An 18,626-nucleotide genomic window follows, 5' to 3' on the forward strand; every position below is an offset into this window, starting at 1 on the left:
GAATAAACAAAATAGATTATGATTACTTCACTTGACCAACTAGACTTTAATAAAACGTATTCGTATGCAGATTATTTGACGTGGCAATTTGAGGAGTTTGTAGAGTTGATAAAAGGTAAAATTATGCCTATGTCTGCGCCTTCTCGTTCGCATCAAGAAATTTCTATTCTTTTCAGCAAAGTTTTGATAGATTGTATAGAAAATAATCATTTGGAATGTAAGGCGTATGCAGCACCTTTTGATGTACGTCTTTTGAGAAATCCGAATGAGAGTTTAGAGAAAAGAATAGGCAAAACAGATAAAGAAATTTATACAGTTGTGCAGCCAGACTTGTGCGTAATCTGTGATTTAGAAAAACTAGATGATAAAGGTTGTAATGGCGCACCCGAGCTAATTATTGAAATTGTATCTGAAAAAAGTGCAGCCAATGCAAATCGTGATGTTATTGAAAAATATGCAATTTATGCCGAAAACGGAGTGTTAGAATATTGGCTTATACGACCAACAGAAAAAACAATTCAGAAAAATATTTTAAATCCTTCTAAAGGAAAGTACGAAGTAGAAGGTTTTTATGGTATAAATGATACAGTTTCTTCTACCGTCTTACCTAGCCTTGAAGTAGAAATAAATTATATTTTGAGGTAAAACGTCTTAGGAATAGAAATTAAATTACTATTCTTTAATCGGCAAGTCTTTAAAAATCAATGAATTAAACTTTCAATTCGTAATTTTTAATTCGTAATTGCTATTTATTTCCTAACCAAATTCCCCACTTTATCATATCCAATTGTTCCAACAGCTACCATTTCTTGAATTGTCTTTCCTAGCACTTTTCCATCAATATTCAAAAAATGATTTGTTAGTTTGTAAATAGGAACTGAATCAGTAGCTATTTTTTCTAAAATCTGTGTCTTTAAATCTTCGCTTTTCTGATTTTGATTTGAAAAACTTAATGCTTTTTTGTTTTGAATACAGTTATCACAAACTCCACAAATTTCATCAGTTTTTTCTCCAAAATAATGAAGTAAAATTTGTGTTCGACAGCGCATGTCATTGCTAACATAATTAATAACTGAATAGGCTTTTTGCAGAGCTTCCTTTTTTCGTGTTTCCAAAAGCTCCAAATCTAAAGGCAAATCATTTGCATTGTGCCGAGCTGTCAGAAAAGAAAGCTGAGGAACATCTTTTTGAGGTTGATAATCAATAATATTTTGCTGAGCTAAATAATTGAGTTGTGCTGTAACATCCATTTTTGACATATTCAAAAACTTAGCTAAATTTTGTTCAGAAATAGAAATAAACTGCTGAAAAGCTCCTCCATAGGCTCTCAAAATTGCTTTAATAACTGTATCTGATTTTTGATTTGCAATTTGAAAGTTATAAAGCGTGGCATTATCTACCTTTATCCAAATTTTGGAAGGTGTATAAAAACTCTCCGAAAGCTGCAAAAAGCCTTGTTCTTCTAGTATTTTGATAGAATTGTAGGTTTCTATGTAGGGAATAGAAAAACGACGAAAAAATTCATCCATATCAAAATCAAAACTTTCCATTGGAAAACTTCCCACAGCAATTTTGAAATAATTGGCTAAGGCTTGATAGACTTTTTTAATAATTTCTTTTTCTGGATGCGCTTGTTTTGTTCGTTTTTCTAAATTTATCAAGTCACTTTTATCAAAAAGCGCAATTCCATACGCCTTTTTTTCATCTCTTCCTGCTCGTCCTGCTTCTTGATAATAGGCTTCTAATGAGTCTGGCAAATCGGTATGAATAACAGTGCGAACATCTGGTTTATCGATTCCCATTCCAAAAGCATTTGTTGCTGCAATGACACGAATTTTATTGTTTATCCAAGATTCTTGTACGTGATTACGTTGTGCGTGTGTGAGTCCTGCATGATAAAAATCGGCAGAAATCTTTTGGCTACGTAACCAAAGCGCAATTTCTTTGCATTTTTTTCTATTTCTGACATAAATAATTCCTGTTCCTTTTACATTATTCAAGATTTGTAGCATTTTTTGGTTTTTGTTTTCCTCCAAAAAAGTCGAATACGATAAGTTTTCTCTAGCAAAACTCTTTGTAAAAACTTGACTTTTATTACTACTTCCCTCTCTAAATTCTAACTTATCTTGAATATCTTGACGAACTTGTAGAGTAGCCGTAGCTGTAAGGGCAATACAAGGAACATTTGGAATGCGTTCTCTAATGGCTGCAATTTCCAAGTAAGCAGGACGGAAATTGTAACCCCATTGAGAAATACAATGCGCCTCATCAATCGCCAACAAACAAACATTCATTCTTGCTACTCGCTGTTGAAACAAATCTGTTTTGAGCCTTTCAGGAGAAAGATAGAGAAATTTTACATTTTTATTATAGACACAATTATCTAAAGTAATATCAATTTCTCGCTTTGACATTCCCGAATAAATAGCTTTTGCAGAAATTCCACGCCTAGAAAGCTGTTCTACTTGGTCTTTCATCAGCGCAATAAGTGGTGTAACAACAATACAAACTCCTTCCAAAGCCATGGCAGGAACTTGAAAACAAATCGATTTTCCTCCACCTGTCGGCAAAAGTGCAAGCGTGTCTTTTCCCTCTATAACAGAATCGATAATTTCTTCCTGCATAGCACGAAAAGCATCGTAACCCCAATATTTTTTTAGAATTTGTTGTGGTAGAGTGGGCATTTTAAAATTATGAATGGTAAATGATGAATTATGAATAAAATTACACAAAAACACAAACTATTGTAGAATTTGTTAAAACTATAATATTGTTGTCATTTCAAATCTGCACAATATTTCTTTTACTCAAAACTCCCCTTCACATAAACCTTAGGTACAAATTTCTGTTCATCAATCGGCGTTCTTACATAATTACTTGTTTCATCAATATCTGGAATCGGAACAGCTTTTGGCAAAACGTCTTCATATTCTATCTGACTCAAAATATGACTGATACAATTCAGACGAGCTGATTTTTTATGGTCAGAATCAATAACATTCCAAGGTGAGGTTTTGGTGTCTGTGTGAGCAAACATTATATCTTTTGCCTGTGAGTATTCGTGCCATCTTTCTCGTCCCTTCAAATCCATCCCACTTAGTTTCCATCTTTTTCTAGGTGTTTCGGTGCGTTCTTCGAAGCGTTCTTTTTGTTTTTCTGGACTTACCGAAAACCAATATTTTATCAAAATAATACCTGAACGAATCAGCATATTTTCAAATTCTGGACACGAACGCAAAAATTCTTGGTATTCTTCTTCGGTACAAAAACCCATCACACGTTCTACTCCTGCACGGTTATACCAACTCCTATCAAATAAAGCAATTTCTCCTGCTGCTGGCAAGTGAGAAACATATCGTTGAAAATACCATTGTGTAACTTCTCTGTCGTTGGGTTTGTCTAATGCTATTACCTTACAAAAACGAGGGTTTAGAGTTTGCGAAATTCTTTTTATTGCTCCTCCTTTTCCTGCTGCATCTCTTCCTTCAAAAATAATGGCTACTTTTAAGCCTTTTTCTTTTACCCAAAATTGAAGTTTGACGAGTTCTCTTTGTAATCTTATAAGCTCTTTGTTATAATTGACATTTGTTTTGTGTTCCATCATTCTGTTTTTTTAGTAGAACTTGTTTAAGAATGGTGATTTATTTTTTTAAAAAGAGGTCAAAATAGTTATACTTGTAAATCATCACATTTTCAATCTAACTATTTTTCCCTCTATGTACGTAAACTTATCAAAAAAATTTATAACCGAAAATATTTTACCTTATTTACATCAATTTACAAAAGGTCGTCGTATAAAAGTAGCTCTTTGGCGTATTATCCAAGCCATTGTGTATCGCTTAAAATCAGGGAGTCAATGGCGAGAACTTCCTATGAAACAATTTTTCGGAAACTTATCAATTCGCTGGAATACAGTATATTACCATTATAATAAATGGTCAAAATTAGGAAGTTGGAAGAAATTATGGATCAAGTATTTAGAAGATTATCGTGGAGAATTAGATTTTTCTATTTGTCAGCTAGACGGCAGCCACACTTCAGCTAAACGAGGAGGAGAAGGTATTGGATATTCCAAAAGAAAAGCAGGAAAAACAACCAATGCACTTTTTCTAACGGATAAAAATGGTATTCCAGTAGCGATGTCTGTTCCAAGAGCAGGCAATCATCACGATGCTTTTGAACTTGAAAAAAATATGCAATCTATGATAGATGATTTGAATGCTTCTCAAATTAGAGAAGGAGGAATTTTTCTCAATGCTGATGCAGCCTTTGATACACAAGCCTTTCGTTCTTTTTGTAATCATTTAGATATTGTAGATAATATAGATTTTAATAAAAGAAATAAAAAAGACCTTGATAATCAACCATTTAAAGATGAAGAAATGTATGAATTGAGATTCGTTATTGAAAGAACTAATGCGTGGTTAGATGCTTTCAAAGCCTTAATTATGAGGTACGAAACTAAAATTCATACGTGGCAAAGTTTACACTATTTAGCCTTTACTTTAATATTTGCCAGAACTAGAAAAAAACATTCTTAAACAACTTCGTAGTGTATTTGTAATTTAGCAAAGATTATTGATATTAACAGCAACTAGTTTCTTGTAGTTTATAATTTATTTTTTTGTAGATTATCAGACCCAATTTTCTTTTTTTATTAATTTATTGATTGTCGTTTCAATCCATTCATATTCATTCAACTGTTTTAAGTTATTTATCAATTTTTTAGGCATTCCATTTATCCCAATTAGTGTACCTGCAATTTGTCCAGCAATTGAGCAATTTGTATCTGTGTCTCCTCCAATTTCAATTAGTTGCAAATACATTTCTTCAATTCCAATTTCTTGAACTTTATTTGCAGCTGCGATAGCTAAAGGAACTGAATCTACGACATATCCACTGTTACCAATTTGCCCAATTTCTTTAAGATTCTTTATTCCATTGATTTCAATTAATCTGTCTCTAACTCTTGTATCTGGAATTTGCTCTATTATCAATTCAATCAAATTTGTTTCTCCTATCCAATTTCCATTTAGTATTTCTCTAATGGCAATTATCACACTTTTTGCTCCAATATATGCTTCATCGTTGTTGTGAGTAATTATACAAAGATCTCTAATTTCAAGATTTGTAACATTTTCTTTGAATGCAATGGGTGCTATTCTCATAGCTGCTCCATTTCCTGCTGCATATTCTCCTCTTCGTCCTACTTGACTCCAATGCCCTCCAACTTCTAATTCTCTTAATGCTTTCAAAGTGCTTGCCCCAATTCCTCTTATTTTTCTTTGCTTATAATACTTGAGAAACTGCTTTGCTAATAGTTCAGGTGTTAGCTTTTCATTTGCAGTCATAGTTTCGATAGTTGCCAAAGTTAATTGTGTATCGTCAGTTATTCTCCATTTAGGCTCTTTAACTTCTGGTTTTCCATAAAAATAAATAACATCTTCTTTTTCTTTAAATTGATTCTCATACCCACTTCCAAAAGCATCTCCAATTGCTCCCCCAATTATACATCCTTCGAATCTTTCAGATTTTGTCATTGATTGTAATGTTAAAATTGTTGAAACAAAAAGTATTTCCTAACTCTTAAATTAATTGCCTATACTTTCTATCAATTGTAAAACAACCGATATTTCACTAGAATATTCTTCATCTTTTGATTCTATTCTAAAAAACTCTTTTTCTAATTCTTTTATTAAATTGGGCTTGCTTAAAAGATGTGCTAATTCTGTTTCACAATGCTTTCTAATAAAATAATTTCCATTATGATAAAAATAATTTACAAAATTTCTTAATGCAATTTTATTAGTTGGGTAATTCCATAACTCTATGAGTTCTTGTTGACTAAAAAAACATGAAAAATCAGTTAGATCCGAATATATGTCATTATTTAATTTTTGATTTACAGATTCTATCCAACAACTCTTTACAAAATTCATTATAATGATTTGCTCTCCTTCTTCCCATTCTCTCCAATTTCCATATTCTAATTTATTATAAATCGCTCCCAAATCTATCAAACCAGAATTTCCTTTTTGACTATAAATTTCTAAAACTCTAGGTAAAAAGTCTTTGTAGTCAAATATATTTCCCCAAGTAGTTATTGCTTTTCTTGCATAATAAGCTAAATCATCTTCTGTGAGTTTTTTTAAATTCCTTGAATACAGTTTATTTTCATCCTTTTCAGAAATACAGCCACAAGGGCAAGCATCTAACTTTCCATTAAGTGTATATTTTTCAAAAACTTCGTAAATTCTATTTATATTTTCTTGTTTACCCATAATTCTATTTCATATGCAAAAAAAGCATTTCCCAACCAAACCTAAATTTAGTAAGAAAATGCTTTTTTATAAAATCTTATCTTGTTGGTTATGTTTCCATAAACGCCAAGTCAAAAATTACACTTTAATCTCTACATCAACACCAGAAGCTAGTTCTAATTTCATCAAAGCATCAACCGTCTTTGGGCTGCTAGAATGAATGTCGATAAGGCGTTTGTAAGTACAAAGTTGGAACTGCTCACGAGCTTTCTTGTTTACGTGAGGAGAACGAAGTACAGTAAATTTTTCTTTTTTAGTAGGCAATGGAATTGGCCCACTAACAACTGCACCTGTATTTTTGACAGCCTTAACAATTTTCTCAGCTGACTTATCAACCAAATTATGGTCGTAAGATTTTAATTTGATTCTAATTTTTTGTGACATACTCGTAGGAGTTTAATCGTTTTGTTTTGAAAGACTTGTATAAAAATAAAGTTATTTTTCATTATTCAAACCTTATTCAATTACGATGTGCAAAAGCAGCGAAGCTAATTATCAATTAAAAATGAATACAAATTAGTAGTTTCATTTTTAACTGATAATTCGTAATTGCTTTAAAGTCTAAACCAAATCTTTACTGAAATAGTAAATATATAGATTCCAAATTAAAATGGATTAGGAATACCAATTAAATAACCTTTTACCTTTCAACTTTTAATTAATTGGTAATCAATATTTATATTCGTAATTCGTAATTTTTAATTCGTAATTATTCTTTAGTTAGCTTTCATGCCTTTAACATCTGCAATAACTTTTTCTGCAACGTTGTTTGGCACTTCTGAATAGTGAGAGAACGTAAGTGAAGCAGCACCACGACCAGAAGTGATTGTACGAAGTGAAGTAACATAACCAAACAATTCCGACAATGGAACGTCTGCTTTGATTACAACGCCAGTACCTTTCATTTGCTGACCTTTAGGCATACCACGACGACGGTTCAAGTCACCGATTACAGAACCAGTAAATTCTTCAGGACAAACAACTTCTACGTCCATGATTGGCTCAAGAATTTTTGCACCTGCTCTTTTACCTGCTTCTTTATAACCCATACGAGCTGCCATTTCAAAAGAAATAGCATCTGAATCGACACTGTGGAATGAACCAAAGAATACACGTACACGCATACCCACAACTGGGAAGCCTGCAAGTACACCATTTTTCATTGCTTCCTCAAATCCTTTCTTGATTGCAGGAACGAATTCTTTAGGAATTACACCACCTTTAATCTCATCAACGAATTCAAGAACACCTTCTTTTTGGTTTTCTGGATCTTCTGCTGGTCCGATTTCAAACTGAACATCAGCAAATTTACCTTTACCACCTGACTGCTTTTTATAAACTTCACGGTGTTCAACATTGTTAGTGAACGCCTCTTTATAAGCAACCTGTGGAGCACCTTGATTTACTTCTACTTTAAACTCACGCTTCATTCTGTCCATGATAATCTCAAGGTGAAGCTCGCCCATTCCTCTGATGATAGTTTGTCCTGTTTCTTCGTCTGTATTTACACGAAGAGTAGGGTCTTCCTCAACAAGTTTGGTAATAGCTAAAGCAAGTTTGTCTTGGTCAGCTTGTTTTTTAGGCTCAATAGCATATCCAATTACTGGTTCTGGGAACGTAAGTTCTTCCAAAACTAATGGATTTTTTTCTGATGTAAGTGTATCACCAGTTTTGATTTCTTTAAAACCAACACCTGCACAAATATCACCAGCACCTACTCTATCAATAGGATTTTGTTTGTTAGAGTGCATTTGCATCAAACGAGAAATACGCTCTTTTTTACCTGTACGGTTATTCAAGATATAAGAACCTGCGTCCAAAGAACCTGCATAAACACGCATAAAACAAAGACGACCTACAAAAGGGTCAGTAGCAATCTTAAATGCAAGTGCTGTAAAAGGCTCGTCTTCATTTGGCTGACGTACTTCTTCTTTTCCTGTATCAGGATTTGTACCAGTAACTGGTGGCAAATCAAGAGGAGAAGGAAGATAAGCACACGCAGCATCAAGAACAGCCTGAACACCTTTATTTTTGAAAGCACTACCACAGAATACAGGGAAAATCGTCATTGCCATTACAGCTTTACGAACTGCTCTACGGATTTCGTCAGGAGTAATTGAATCTGGATCTTCATCATATTTCATGAACAAATCCTCATCCATTACAGCTACTTCTTCCAAAAGATTGTTGCGATATTCTTCAACATCAGCTTTCATATCTTCAGGAATATCAATAGTGTGGAAAGACATACCTTGAGTTTCGTCTTCCCAAACGATAGCACGCTTTTCGATCAAATCTACTACACCTACAAATTTGTCTTCTGCTCCAATTGGAATTTGAAGAGGAACTGCATTTGCACCTAAAGTAGCTTTGATATCTTTAATAGCATTGAAAAAGTCTGCGCCAGCTCTATCCATTTTGTTTACAAAACAGATACGTGGAACACCATATTTATCTGCTTGTCTCCAAACAGTTTCAGATTGAGGCTCAACCCCAGAAACTGCACAGAAAAGAGCAACTGCACCATCCAAAACTCTAAGTGAACGTTCTACTTCTACAGTAAAATCAACGTGACCAGGAGTATCGATGATGTTAATTTGATACGAATTTGTCAAACCATCAATATCCAAACTTTTATCGTCAGTAGGGTATTTCCAGCTTGTTGTTGTAGCAGCCGACGTAATAGTGATACCACGCTCTTGCTCTTGCTCCATCCAGTCCATAGTCGCAGCTCCATCATGTACTTCACCAATTTTGTGGCTAATACCTGTGTAGTAGAGAATACGCTCTGTAGTGGTTGTTTTTCCAGCATCAATGTGAGCCATGATGCCAATATTTCGACGGAATTTTAGGTCTTTTTTAGACATTGTAACTAAATGTATAATGAGATAGAAAACTTCTATTTATTAGTAGTATTGCTATATCAAGTGAGAATAAATAAGTCTGTTTGAATAAGCTCGCACAAAAGTACGAAATTTATTTCAATTATCACTATTCTAAAGGCTTGATGTAGTTGATTAACAAATGGTTATAAAAAATTACGAATTATGAATTAAAAATTACGGATTAAGATTTAGTTTAGATAAATTAGTCTAATTCAGATATACAAAATATAATGTTTCGTAATCTCATTAAAAGACAAAAATACCAACCATCAATCATAATAAAGTCGTAATTTTTAATTTTTAATTCGTAATTATCCAAACCATTTGTAAATGGCTTTAATTCCATTTTGTTATAAACAAACGATACTTCAAAAGTATCAGTTAGTTTAGAAACGGAAGTGAGAGAACGCTTTGTTCGCTTCTGCCATACGGTGTGTATCGTCTTTACGTTTAACAGCAGCACCTTCACCTTTTGCAGCAGCCATAAATTCGGCAGCCAAACGGTCAGTCATGTTGCGTTCGTTACGACGACGAGAGAAATTGATAAGCCATTTCATACCCAAAGACATTTTACGCTCTGGACGAACTTCTGTCGGTACTTGGAATGTTGCTCCACCTACACGACGACTTTTAACTTCAACACCTGGTGTTACATTAGTCAATGCTTTTTTGAAAATTTCTAATCCATTTACAGATGGATCTTCTTTTTTCATTTTTTCTTCTATACGCTCCAATGCGCCATAGAAAATATCATAAGCTAAACTCTTCTTTCCAGAGTACATTAAGTTATTTACAAACTTAGTTACTACTGTATCGCCAAATTTTGGGTCAGGAAGAATATCTCGCTTTTTTGGTTTATGCTTTCTCATGAGTTATCTCAAGGTTTTTATAAAATTTTAAAAAAGGAAACAATCTGAAATAATAATTATAAGTGATAAATGATAAGTGATAAATTAAAACCGAAATACAGTATATTTCTAATTTCAAATATCTCTTTCAATTATTGATTACTCAAATTATTTTTTCTTTTTAGTTGGCTCTGGTGCAGCACCTGGTTTAGGGCGTTTTGCACCATATTTTGAGCGTGATTGCTTACGACCTTGAACTCCAGAGGTATCTAAAGCACCACGAACGATATGATAACGAACACCTGGTAAGTCTTTTACACGACCACCACGTACAAGTACGATTGAGTGTTCTTGAAGATTGTGTCCTTCGCCTGGGATGTATGCAATAACTTCGATACCATTAGACAAACGAACTTTAGAAACTTTACGCATTGCTGAGTTTGGTTTCTTTGGTGTAGTCGTATAAACACGAGTACAAACTCCACGTTTTTGAGGACAAGAGTCCAACGCTGGAGATTTCGATTTTTTAATGATTTCTTTGCGTCCCTTGCGAACTAATTGTTGAATAGTAGGCATTTCTGAAACAAATGTTTAGACCACTTAAATACTGTTCTTCTCTAAAAGTCTATTGGAACAAAACTGAAACTCTGCCAGTCTGTTCTTCAAACACTCCTAAGCCTAGTATTATCTATATTTATAAAAATATGAACTATATCGTAGGTGAGGAATTTAAGCAGCGTGCTAGAATAAAATTTAAAATAAGTTTAGCAACGTCTGAAAAAGATAGTTGTAGTTTTTTGAGTAGTGAATTTGATACAATTCTATCCTCATTTACAATCAACTATGGTTTTTTTCAGAACTGCAAAGGTAAGAGTATTTTTATTGATTTGCAAACTGTTGGAGTAGATAAATTATTTAACTTTTAAAAGTCAGAACATTCAATTTCATATATACCACAACCTATTTTTTCTAATCTTGGAAGTAACTCATTCAAATAATAACTAAAGTCTGTGTGTCTTGGAGAATCTTTTAATCGCTTTTCTGCTGCAAAAACAAAATTTAACTCGTAACTATTTTGAGAACTGTATTTATAATCTATAAAATTGATATGTAAACCAAAATCTTCTTGAGTTATTGGATGATAGACAGATAAAGCTGTTGTTTGCTTATTTTTTTCACTTTCATCCAAAATTTCAAATACTTCTTGAATTGTCTCGAACTCTTGATAGTCAAACATCCCGTTATCATTTAAAGGAGTAGAAACATATGTGTTATTCCAACTTTTCATTGTCCAAACATTTTCAGAAAAATCTTTCATAAATTTGGATAAACAAGAATGATTTGTAAGTAGCTTTATTTTAATTGATCTTGTAAGACTCATTTCTATTTTTTTATAAAAATCTATATTTCCTCTATAAACCTTAAGTAATCTTTTATTTCTTCAAGTACATTTTCCTCTTTATCAAATACTTTCCTTGGAATATTTTTTATTGGGTTTCTACTCAAATTTAGTTCTTTCAATTTAAACAGTTGATTAATAACATCTAGAGAAATATGTGAAATTTGATTTTTTTGTAGATATAAATACTGTAATTGTCTTAGCTCTTTTAAAGCTGAAATGTCCGAGATTTGATTTTCATCTAAGTAAAGTTCTTGTAATTGATTTAGTTCCTTTAAAAATGATATATCTGAAATTTGGTTGCTTTGTAAGTTAAGATCTTGTAGTTTTTTTAGCTCTTCTAGAACAAAAATATTTAAAGTTGGATTTTTACCTAAGTCAAGACTTTGTAATTGATTTAACTCTTTTAAAACTGAAATATCTGAAATTCGATTATTATTCAAGTATAACCTTTCTAATTCATTTAATGGTTTCAAAAATGAAATATTTGTAATTTGATTATCCCATAAACTAAGAACTTTTAATTGTTTTAGCTCTTTTAAAACTGAAATATCTGAAATTTGATTTCTACTTAAAACTAAATTTTGTACTTGATTTGATTTTTTTAAAACTGAAATATCCACAATCTGATTATTGCTTAAATAAATGCTTTTTACTTGTTTTAATTCTTTAAGAAATGAAATATCTGAAATCTGATTATTATTCAAATTAAGACTCTTCAAGTGTTCTAAATATTTTAAAGCTTCTAATACTTTCTCCCTACCTGTAAGATTACAGCAAGTGAGATTTAATTCTTGACTTTTATTATCTAAGTTTGCTTCAATAAGCTTTTTAACCTTATCCATTTTATAAACGACTTATTTTTCAATCTAAATTCAGATTAAAGATAGTCTAAAATTTTAAATCGTACAATTTGATTCCAAATTTATATCGCATTTCTAAAACAGTATGAGTAGTTTTGTATAAAAACACAAATTACTAATTCAATGACTGATAATATCTGGCATCCTTTCACGCCACTTGCCGAAGGCTACGACCCTTTAGAGATTGTAAAAGCAGATGGAATTTATATTTATACAAAAGATGAGCGCAAAATTCTTGATGCCGTTTCTTCGTGGTGGGTAAATATTCACGGACACGCAAACAAAAAAATTGCAACTGCTATTTCAGAGCAAGCGCATAGTTTGGAACACGTTATTTTTGCAGGTTTTACACATCAACCAGCCGAAAAATTAGCCCAAAGTTTGATTGACTTATTACCTTCAATGAATAAAGTATTTTTTTCAGATGATGGCTCAACGGCTATTGAAGTCGCTTTAAAGATTTGTCTGCAACACTTTCATAATAGAAATAAAGACGCAAATAGAACAAAAATAATTGCTATAGAAGGAGCTTATCATGGAGATACTTTTGGTGCAATGGCAGTTTGTGACAGAACGCCTTTTAATGCTCCTTTCAATCCTTTGCTTTTTGATGTAGAATTTATTCCACGCCCCACACAAAAAAACTGGTCAGAAGTTAAAGAAAGATTTACACAGATTTTGGAAAGTGAAGAAGTGGCTGCTTTTATTTTTGAGCCAATTATTCAAGGCGCAGGAGGAATGCAAACTTATTCTCCCAAACATTTGGACGAGCTTATAAAATTAGCCCACAATAAAAATACATTTTGTATTGCTGATGAGATAATGACAGGTTTTGGCAGAACAGACTATCTTTTTGCCTCTGAATATTTAAAAGAAAAACCTGATTTAATTTGTCTTTCAAAAGGAATTACTGGAGGTTTTTTACCTTTGGCTGTTACGCTTTGCACCAAAGAAGTTGCACAACCTTTTTATGATAATGATATTTTAAAAACTTTTTTTCACGGTCATTCTTATACAGGAAATCCGATTGCTTGTGCTGCTGCAAATGCTAGTTTAGAGATTTTGTTGAGTGATGAATGCTTTAAAAATAGAAAACGAATTGCAGAAAAACATATTTACTTTGCAAAACAAACAAATTCCAATAAAAAATTAAAAAGCAGAGTTTTAGAAGTTCGAACTTGTGGGACAATTTTCGCTTTAGAACTCAAAACAGAAGAACAAACTTCTTATTTTAATGAATGGCGCAAAAATATTTATAATTACTTCTTAGATAGAAATATTTTGCTTCGTCCTTTAGGAAATGTTATCTATATAATTCCCCCTTATATTATTACAGACCAAGAATTAGATATAGTTTATGAAGAGATTTTGAGGTTTTTGGAAGTATAAAATTTGAACAAAAAAAAACATCGGTAAAAGATTACCGATGTTTTTGAATCACCAAATTTACCTATCACTAACTTAAAAATAAGCAGTATCTGAAGTAATTAATTAAAAATTAATACAATACTTTTATTACTCTTTTGTTAGTAGGTATGCAAAATTAAGTTTTTCAACTTTAATATGCACTACTACTACTATTTATTAACTGTTTTTGTTTCAAAAATTACTAAATCAATAAGAAATCAAATAAGTGTAAACAAAATAATTAGTTCTTTTTAATTTGTTTGCGTAGAGCTTGTAACTCCACCATTTTAGCCTCACGTAGTTTTGCTTCTTGTGCTTCTACCCAAGCTGTTTTTGAATATTTTCCATCTGGATGCACTTCATTATAAGCAACATATTTTAATCCTTGTTCTTCAAAAGACTCTGCATATAAATCTTCTAAAAGAGCAAAATTAGCATCTATATTCTGACGCATTTCTTGTATTTCCGAACCTGTACTCATCACTACCTCTTCCAAATTTTTCCAATCACTTACTTGCATATCTCTTAATATTTCCTCATCAGCAGCATCTGTATCTGCTTTTGAAGTAATGATTACATCTGCATGTTCAGACTGTAAAACCATTAATTGTTCTTGCCAAGTAGCCACTTTATCATTATCTTCGTCTGTAAAATCTTGTATTTTTTTTCCTATATACATTTCCCAAAGAACTTGGTCGTTAGGATTATGTTGAAGTTTTTGCCAAACATCTGGTTTATTCATTGGGTCTTTCTCTACATTTTGGGCATCTACTGCTCCAACTAAAAAAAGCAAAACTAAAAATGTGAAAGAAAACATAAACTTTGAAAAAGCATTCAAATTAGGGTCTAAGGTAGAATTAAGTATAGGCATAGTGGTAAAATATAAAAAGTAATAGATTTAGGATAGATTAATTTGTTTATACAGTCAAATGCAGAACAATTGTCTATACAACTATAAAAGTACAGAATGTTTTTGATAAAACAATAAAGGACTGAAAATCCCCATGTCAGAAAATAGAGAGAAAAGTTAGCAAACAAACTATTTGACACAGAATTCTATTTTGCTACTCTATTTTACACATTTGCATTATTTTTATGTAATAAACCAAAAATTACATAAACACCTGAAAAATAATGAATTAATCAGGTTTTTTATTAAAAAATAAATTAAAAATCTACTTATTCTAATAAGAAATTGTACTATTTATGCTGTTTTGGTGTAGTCTAATTGATTTGTCGTTCTAAGAAAGCCTGCTTGACTTCTTCAAGTTTTTGAGTTTTAAGCTCTTTGAGTTCCTGTTCTTTTTCCATCATCCAACGAGACTCACTATAATTTCCTTTTGGGTATTTTTGTTTATAAAAAACATAATCAGCTCCCAATACTTCAAATTCATCTGCCAAGACAGCTTCTAAAATAAAGAAATTTTCATATAGATTTTCTTTTAATTCTTCCATTTCTGTAGATTCTGCCAAAAATGATTCTTCTAAATCTTTTATAAAACTTTTTACTTCTGGCTTTGCAAGCAACTCATTTATTTTTTGAGACTTACTAAGTGACTTGGTAGAAGTTGTTATTTCTTTAGAAATAGATTCATCTTTTTCTTCTGCTATTGTTTTTTCAACCTTTGTAACTTGAGTAGCAGTCGTGTTGTCTGTCTTTTTAATTTCTGTTTTTTCTTTTTTGCTCTTTTCAGGCTTTGTTTGTGTTGTACTTGCTATCAATTCATTTGTGTTTCCATTCAATTTATTTAACCACATTTCTTGAATCCATAGTTTTACTTGCAAACGCTGCTTCAAAGGCATATCTGTCCATTGTTTGTGTACATATTTTTGCCATAACAAAGAATCTAAAGGAGTTTTTTGCAATTGCGCCCAAATCACAGGATTATCATGAGGATCATAAGGGAGTTTTATATGTAGATTATTTTGAGCAAACACAGAATTTCCTCCTAACCCTAAAAATACACAACAGGCAAGTGTGCCTATAATTTTTTTAGATGTTGTAAATTTAGAAAGAGAAGAAAATATAAATGTTTTCATGAGCGTAAAATTAAATGCTATAAAATAATCTGAATACTTAAAACATAAATTAGTAAACAGTAAAACTAACGAATTTCTTTAAAACAAAATCGTATTTATTAAACGAACAAAAACCTAAAATGATTTTATTTTTTTGTGAATTTTTCTTTTAAAGAAAATATTTTACAGAAAAATCGCAATAAACTATGGGGTCAAAACAATTGATTATCAACAAATTATTGGATTCATAAAATTAATTCTTACCTATTTTTGATTATGTCATGAAAAATAGCTTTATTTGTGTATAAAATACACGAAGCTATTTTTATAAAATTTCTTTCTCCAAAAAAACATAAATACAGTGTACAATTATCTTACTCCAGAATCTCTAGATCAATTCATAACACTTGCTCTAAAAGAAGACATCGCAGATGGCGACCACTCTACACTTTCTTCTGTTCCTTCCACAGCACAAAAAAAAGCCCACTTGCTTATCAAAGGTAATGGAATTTTAGCAGGAATAGAACTGGCAAAACTTATTTTTGCTAAAGTAGACAAAAATCTAAAATTAAATATATTCTTAAATGATGGAGACAAAATAAACCATGGAGATATTGCTTTTATTGTAGAAGGAAATGCCCAATCTATCTTAACAGCAGAGCGATTAGTTTTAAATTGTATGCAGAGAATGAGTGGAATTGCTACATTAACTAATCAATTTGTGGAAGCAGTAAAAGGCAGTCAAACCAAAATTTTAGATACTCGCAAAACTACTCCTAATTCTAGAATTACTGAAAAATGGGCTGTCAAAATCGGAGGAGGAACAAACCACCGGTACGGACTTTTTGATATGATAATGCTCAAAGATAATCATGTAGATTATGCAGGAGGAATTGAAAAAGCAATACAATCATCTCAAAATTATTGTAAAATCAATAATAAAGACTTAAAAATAGAAATCGAAACAAGAAATTTAGAAGAAGTAAAACAGGTTTTAGAAGTTAGTAAAAAAGATAAGCCAATTGATTTTTTGATGTTAGATAACATGTCTAATGAAATGATGAAAGAAGCTATTTCATTAATAAATGATTTTAATGCTACTTCCAACAAAAAAATAATGAGTGAGGCTTCTGGTGGAATTACTTTAGAAACAGTAAGAGAAATTTCAAAAACAGGAGTAGATTCTATATCTGTTGGTGCACTTACACATTCTTATCAAAGTCTAGATATGAGTTTGAAAGCAATTTAAAATGTAATTTCAGCTTGAGATTAAAAAAAAACAAAAAATATCAATTTATAAATTATTGATTATCAACACCTTTTATTAAAATCATTCTCAATTCATTAAAAAAAACACTTTTTTTTATATAAATCACTTGTAAAATCAAAAATACTGTCTTACCTTTGCATCGCACTTCGGGAAAAGAACGAGGTGTTTTTGACAATTCTTAAAAGAAGAATACAAAACAAACTAATAAAAACATTTTTTAATTTAATTTCAAATGAACTTTTTTTTTAAAATTCAAGTTTGTATATTTGAACTCTAATTAAAAACAAGAGATATTCTGAAAAGCAAACACAAACGGTTTGGTAGTTCAGTTGGTTAGAATACATGCCTGTCACGCATGGGGTCGCGGGTTCGAGTCCCGTCCAGACCGCTAATTCAGAATAGTTTTTAACTAGTTACTTTTTTATTTTTTTTAGAATTTCTTTAAAAAGTAAAGTCAAAAAATGGTTTGGTAGTTCAGTTGGTTAGAATACATGCCTGTCACGCATGGGGTCGCGGGTTCGAGTCCCGTCCAGACCGCCATTTATTAAAAAAGTCTTGTGGAGTTTTCTACAAGACTTTTTTTTGTTCTTTTTTTTAGTTTTTTCATCAATACGTTATTCAGTCAAATAATAATCATAAAATACAAGTTTTTTTTATAGTTTTGTAGTTTCAAAATCAAACAAAAACTAATTCTATCCGTAACCAATAAGACACACTCATTGCTTGGTTCTATTTTATAGTTTGGCTCATTATTTTCAGCTCACTAATATAAAACGACTTCTCAAATTTATTAAATAACTTTACTTCGTATTGTTTATACTTTATACTAGCTTGCACTTTTAATTTTTATGATTCAAATTGCTATTTTTGCTTCAGGTAATGGCTCAAATGCTGCAAAAATTATCGAACACTTTAAATTACAAAAAGACGTGTCTTTTGTGGTTTTGTCCAATAATGCAAATGCTTTTGTTATCGAAAGAGCAAAACGATTAGGCGTAGAAGTTGCTGTTTTTGAAAAAAATGAACTTTATAAAACAGGAAGTGTACTTCAATTTTTACAGTGTAAAGAAATTGATTTAATTGTGTTGGCTGGTTTTATGTGGCTCATCCCTTCTAGTTTTGTACAGGCTTTTCCAAACCAAATAGTTAATATTCACCCTGCTCTTTTGCCAAAATATGGAGGAAAGGGAATGTATGGAGATAATGTACATAGAGCTGTTATAAAAAATAAGGAAACGCAATCGGGAATTACGATTCACATGGTAAATGAAGAGTACGATGAAGGGCAAATTATTTTTCAAGAAAAAGTACAAATAGAACCCAAAGACACAGCCGAAATACTTGCTCACAAAATCCATGCATTAGAACATCTTTATTATCCTCTTATTATAGAAGAATTGGTCGAAGAAATTCGTCAGAAAAGAAATCAGAAAGAAGAGATTACAGAAGAAGAATAATTCCTACCTTCATCATTTTTGCAAAAAAATGTATCATAAGAAATAATTATCAGTGTCCTCCAAACATAAATTGATAACAGATTGCTTATAGAAGAAAATAAAGTAAAGAATAGTTTGTAAATTTAGGTCAAGATTGACAAAATTTAATAGAAAACGAT

Annotated in this window: 18 protein-coding genes and 2 tRNA genes; 8 read left to right on the forward strand and 12 right to left on the reverse strand. The window is 31.5% G+C overall.

Annotation, left to right across the window (positions count from 1 at the left end; translation table 11 throughout):
• The first annotated feature begins 18 nt into the window (after positions 1 to 18).
• On the forward strand, positions 19 to 645 hold the full coding sequence (locus tag V9L05_RS02385) for a Uma2 family endonuclease (RefSeq protein WP_338814241.1): 627 nt from the start codon (positions 19 to 21) through the stop codon (positions 643 to 645).
• Between the two features lie 104 nt (positions 646 to 749).
• On the opposite strand, the gene V9L05_RS02390 is transcribed toward V9L05_RS02385, so the two are convergent.
• Together V9L05_RS02390 and ppk2 are read right to left on the reverse strand one after the other, a co-directional pair.
• Positions 750 to 2,684: an ATP-dependent DNA helicase RecQ gene (locus V9L05_RS02390; protein WP_338814242.1), complete on the reverse strand. Its 1,935-nt coding sequence runs from the start codon at positions 2,682 to 2,684 to the stop codon at positions 750 to 752.
• 119 nt (positions 2,685 to 2,803) lie between these two features.
• Positions 2,804 to 3,604 (reverse strand): polyphosphate kinase 2, encoded by an 801-nt coding sequence (gene ppk2 / locus V9L05_RS02395; protein WP_338814244.1) that lies wholly within the window; start codon positions 3,602 to 3,604, stop codon positions 2,804 to 2,806.
• A gap of 112 nt (positions 3,605 to 3,716) precedes the next feature.
• Between ppk2 and V9L05_RS02400 the strand changes: the two genes are divergently transcribed.
• Complete coding sequence (locus tag V9L05_RS02400; protein WP_338812380.1) at positions 3,717 to 4,541, forward strand: IS5 family transposase; 825 nt, start codon at positions 3,717 to 3,719, stop codon at positions 4,539 to 4,541.
• Positions 4,542 to 4,634: 93 nt separating this feature from the next.
• Here V9L05_RS02400 and V9L05_RS02405 read toward each other — a convergent pair whose 3' ends face one another.
• From V9L05_RS02405 to rpsL, 6 genes are all read right to left on the reverse strand, one after another.
• Complete coding sequence (locus tag V9L05_RS02405) at positions 4,635 to 5,540, reverse strand: ADP-ribosylglycohydrolase family protein (protein ID WP_338790527.1); 906 nt, start codon at positions 5,538 to 5,540, stop codon at positions 4,635 to 4,637.
• Between the two features lie 51 nt (positions 5,541 to 5,591).
• On the reverse strand, positions 5,592 to 6,281 hold the full coding sequence (locus V9L05_RS02410; RefSeq protein WP_338814245.1) for a hypothetical protein: 690 nt from the start codon (positions 6,279 to 6,281) through the stop codon (positions 5,592 to 5,594).
• A gap of 117 nt (positions 6,282 to 6,398) precedes the next feature.
• Entirely contained in the window at positions 6,399 to 6,704 is a 306-nt protein-coding gene (gene rpsJ, locus V9L05_RS02415) for a 30S ribosomal protein S10 (protein WP_338790525.1), read from the reverse strand.
• Between the two features lie 332 nt (positions 6,705 to 7,036).
• Positions 7,037 to 9,187, reverse strand: a complete 2,151-nt coding sequence (gene fusA / locus V9L05_RS02420) for an elongation factor G (RefSeq protein WP_338814246.1) — start codon at positions 9,185 to 9,187, stop codon at positions 7,037 to 7,039.
• 404 nt (positions 9,188 to 9,591) lie between these two features.
• Positions 9,592 to 10,074, reverse strand: a complete 483-nt coding sequence (rpsG, locus tag V9L05_RS02425; protein ID WP_338790522.1) for a 30S ribosomal protein S7 — start codon at positions 10,072 to 10,074, stop codon at positions 9,592 to 9,594.
• Positions 10,075 to 10,221: 147 nt separating this feature from the next.
• Positions 10,222 to 10,629: a 30S ribosomal protein S12 gene (rpsL, locus tag V9L05_RS02430; protein ID WP_338790521.1), complete on the reverse strand. Its 408-nt coding sequence runs from the start codon at positions 10,627 to 10,629 to the stop codon at positions 10,222 to 10,224.
• A gap of 128 nt (positions 10,630 to 10,757) precedes the next feature.
• On the opposite strand from rpsL, the gene V9L05_RS02435 reads away from it, so the two are divergent.
• Positions 10,758 to 10,979, forward strand: a complete 222-nt coding sequence (locus V9L05_RS02435) for a hypothetical protein (RefSeq protein WP_338814247.1) — start codon at positions 10,758 to 10,760, stop codon at positions 10,977 to 10,979.
• On the opposite strand, the gene V9L05_RS02440 is transcribed toward V9L05_RS02435, so the two are convergent.
• Together V9L05_RS02440 and V9L05_RS02445 are read right to left on the reverse strand one after the other, a co-directional pair.
• On the reverse strand, positions 10,976 to 11,371 hold the full coding sequence (locus V9L05_RS02440; RefSeq protein ID WP_338814248.1) for a hypothetical protein: 396 nt from the start codon (positions 11,369 to 11,371) through the stop codon (positions 10,976 to 10,978). The genes V9L05_RS02435 and V9L05_RS02440 overlap by 4 nt on opposite strands.
• 83 nt (positions 11,372 to 11,454) lie before the next feature.
• A complete protein-coding gene (locus tag V9L05_RS02445) occupies positions 11,455 to 12,297 on the reverse strand; it encodes a leucine-rich repeat domain-containing protein (RefSeq protein WP_338814249.1) in 843 nt (280 codons plus the stop codon).
• A 129-nt stretch (positions 12,298 to 12,426) separates the two neighbouring features.
• On the opposite strand from V9L05_RS02445, the gene bioA reads away from it, so the two are divergent.
• The gene (bioA, locus tag V9L05_RS02450; protein WP_338815406.1) at positions 12,427 to 13,704 is read left to right on the forward strand and encodes an adenosylmethionine--8-amino-7-oxononanoate transaminase; all 1,278 of its coding nucleotides are present in this window, start codon (positions 12,427 to 12,429) and stop codon (positions 13,702 to 13,704) included.
• Positions 13,705 to 13,963: 259 nt separating this feature from the next.
• On the opposite strand, the gene V9L05_RS02455 is transcribed toward bioA, so the two are convergent.
• Together V9L05_RS02455 and V9L05_RS02460 are read right to left on the reverse strand one after the other, a co-directional pair.
• Positions 13,964 to 14,593: a hypothetical protein gene (locus tag V9L05_RS02455; protein WP_338814250.1), complete on the reverse strand. Its 630-nt coding sequence runs from the start codon at positions 14,591 to 14,593 to the stop codon at positions 13,964 to 13,966.
• A 353-nt stretch (positions 14,594 to 14,946) separates the two neighbouring features.
• On the reverse strand, positions 14,947 to 15,762 hold the full coding sequence (locus V9L05_RS02460) for a hypothetical protein (protein WP_338814251.1): 816 nt from the start codon (positions 15,760 to 15,762) through the stop codon (positions 14,947 to 14,949).
• 340 nt (positions 15,763 to 16,102) lie between these two features.
• Between V9L05_RS02460 and nadC the strand changes: the two genes are divergently transcribed.
• The 4 genes from nadC to V9L05_RS02480 all read left to right on the forward strand — a co-directional run bounded on the left by nadC (position 16,103) and on the right by V9L05_RS02480 (position 18,468).
• Positions 16,103 to 16,990, forward strand: a complete 888-nt coding sequence (nadC, locus tag V9L05_RS02465) for a carboxylating nicotinate-nucleotide diphosphorylase (RefSeq protein WP_338814252.1) — start codon at positions 16,103 to 16,105, stop codon at positions 16,988 to 16,990.
• 335 nt (positions 16,991 to 17,325) lie between these two features.
• A tRNA-Asp gene (locus V9L05_RS02470) sits at positions 17,326 to 17,399 on the forward strand.
• Positions 17,400 to 17,474: 75 nt separating this feature from the next.
• A tRNA-Asp gene (locus V9L05_RS02475) sits at positions 17,475 to 17,551 on the forward strand.
• A 308-nt stretch (positions 17,552 to 17,859) separates the two neighbouring features.
• A complete protein-coding gene (locus V9L05_RS02480) occupies positions 17,860 to 18,468 on the forward strand; it encodes a phosphoribosylglycinamide formyltransferase (RefSeq protein ID WP_338814253.1) in 609 nt (202 codons plus the stop codon).
• Positions 18,469 to 18,626: the final 158 nt, after the last annotated feature.

It is taken from the genome of Bernardetia sp. Wsw4-3y2 (assembly GCF_037126295.1).
Taxonomy (GTDB): domain Bacteria; phylum Bacteroidota; class Bacteroidia; order Cytophagales; family Bernardetiaceae; genus Bernardetia.

What these genes read in the sequence shown, in the direction of transcription:
- V9L05_RS02400 (WP_338812380.1), top strand. Translation starts at nt 3,717, where the DNA reads ATGTACGTAAACTTATCAAAAAAATTTATAACCGAAAATATTTTACCT.
- V9L05_RS02460 (WP_338814251.1), bottom strand. Translation starts at nt 15,762, where the DNA reads ATGAAAACATTTATATTTTCTTCTCTTTCTAAATTTACAACATCTAAA.
- V9L05_RS02445 (WP_338814249.1), bottom strand. Translation starts at nt 12,297, where the DNA reads ATGGATAAGGTTAAAAAGCTTATTGAAGCAAACTTAGATAATAAAAGT.
- rpsG (WP_338790522.1), bottom strand. Translation starts at nt 10,074, where the DNA reads ATGAGAAAGCATAAACCAAAAAAGCGAGATATTCTTCCTGACCCAAAA.
- V9L05_RS02385 (WP_338814241.1), top strand. Translation starts at nt 19, where the DNA reads ATGATTACTTCACTTGACCAACTAGACTTTAATAAAACGTATTCGTAT.
- rpsL (WP_338790521.1), bottom strand. Translation starts at nt 10,629, where the DNA reads ATGCCTACTATTCAACAATTAGTTCGCAAGGGACGCAAAGAAATCATT.
- V9L05_RS02405 (WP_338790527.1), bottom strand. Translation starts at nt 5,540, where the DNA reads ATGACAAAATCTGAAAGATTCGAAGGATGTATAATTGGGGGAGCAATT.
- V9L05_RS02440 (WP_338814248.1), bottom strand. Translation starts at nt 11,371, where the DNA reads ATGAAAGATTTTTCTGAAAATGTTTGGACAATGAAAAGTTGGAATAAC.
- V9L05_RS02480 (WP_338814253.1), top strand. Translation starts at nt 17,860, where the DNA reads ATGATTCAAATTGCTATTTTTGCTTCAGGTAATGGCTCAAATGCTGCA.
- ppk2 (WP_338814244.1), bottom strand. Translation starts at nt 3,604, where the DNA reads ATGATGGAACACAAAACAAATGTCAATTATAACAAAGAGCTTATAAGA.
- V9L05_RS02410 (WP_338814245.1), bottom strand. Translation starts at nt 6,281, where the DNA reads ATGGGTAAACAAGAAAATATAAATAGAATTTACGAAGTTTTTGAAAAA.
- V9L05_RS02455 (WP_338814250.1), bottom strand. Translation starts at nt 14,593, where the DNA reads ATGCCTATACTTAATTCTACCTTAGACCCTAATTTGAATGCTTTTTCA.
- fusA (WP_338814246.1), bottom strand. Translation starts at nt 9,187, where the DNA reads ATGTCTAAAAAAGACCTAAAATTCCGTCGAAATATTGGCATCATGGCT.
- V9L05_RS02435 (WP_338814247.1), top strand. Translation starts at nt 10,758, where the DNA reads ATGAACTATATCGTAGGTGAGGAATTTAAGCAGCGTGCTAGAATAAAA.
- V9L05_RS02390 (WP_338814242.1), bottom strand. Translation starts at nt 2,684, where the DNA reads ATGCCCACTCTACCACAACAAATTCTAAAAAAATATTGGGGTTACGAT.
- rpsJ (WP_338790525.1), bottom strand. Translation starts at nt 6,704, where the DNA reads ATGTCACAAAAAATTAGAATCAAATTAAAATCTTACGACCATAATTTG.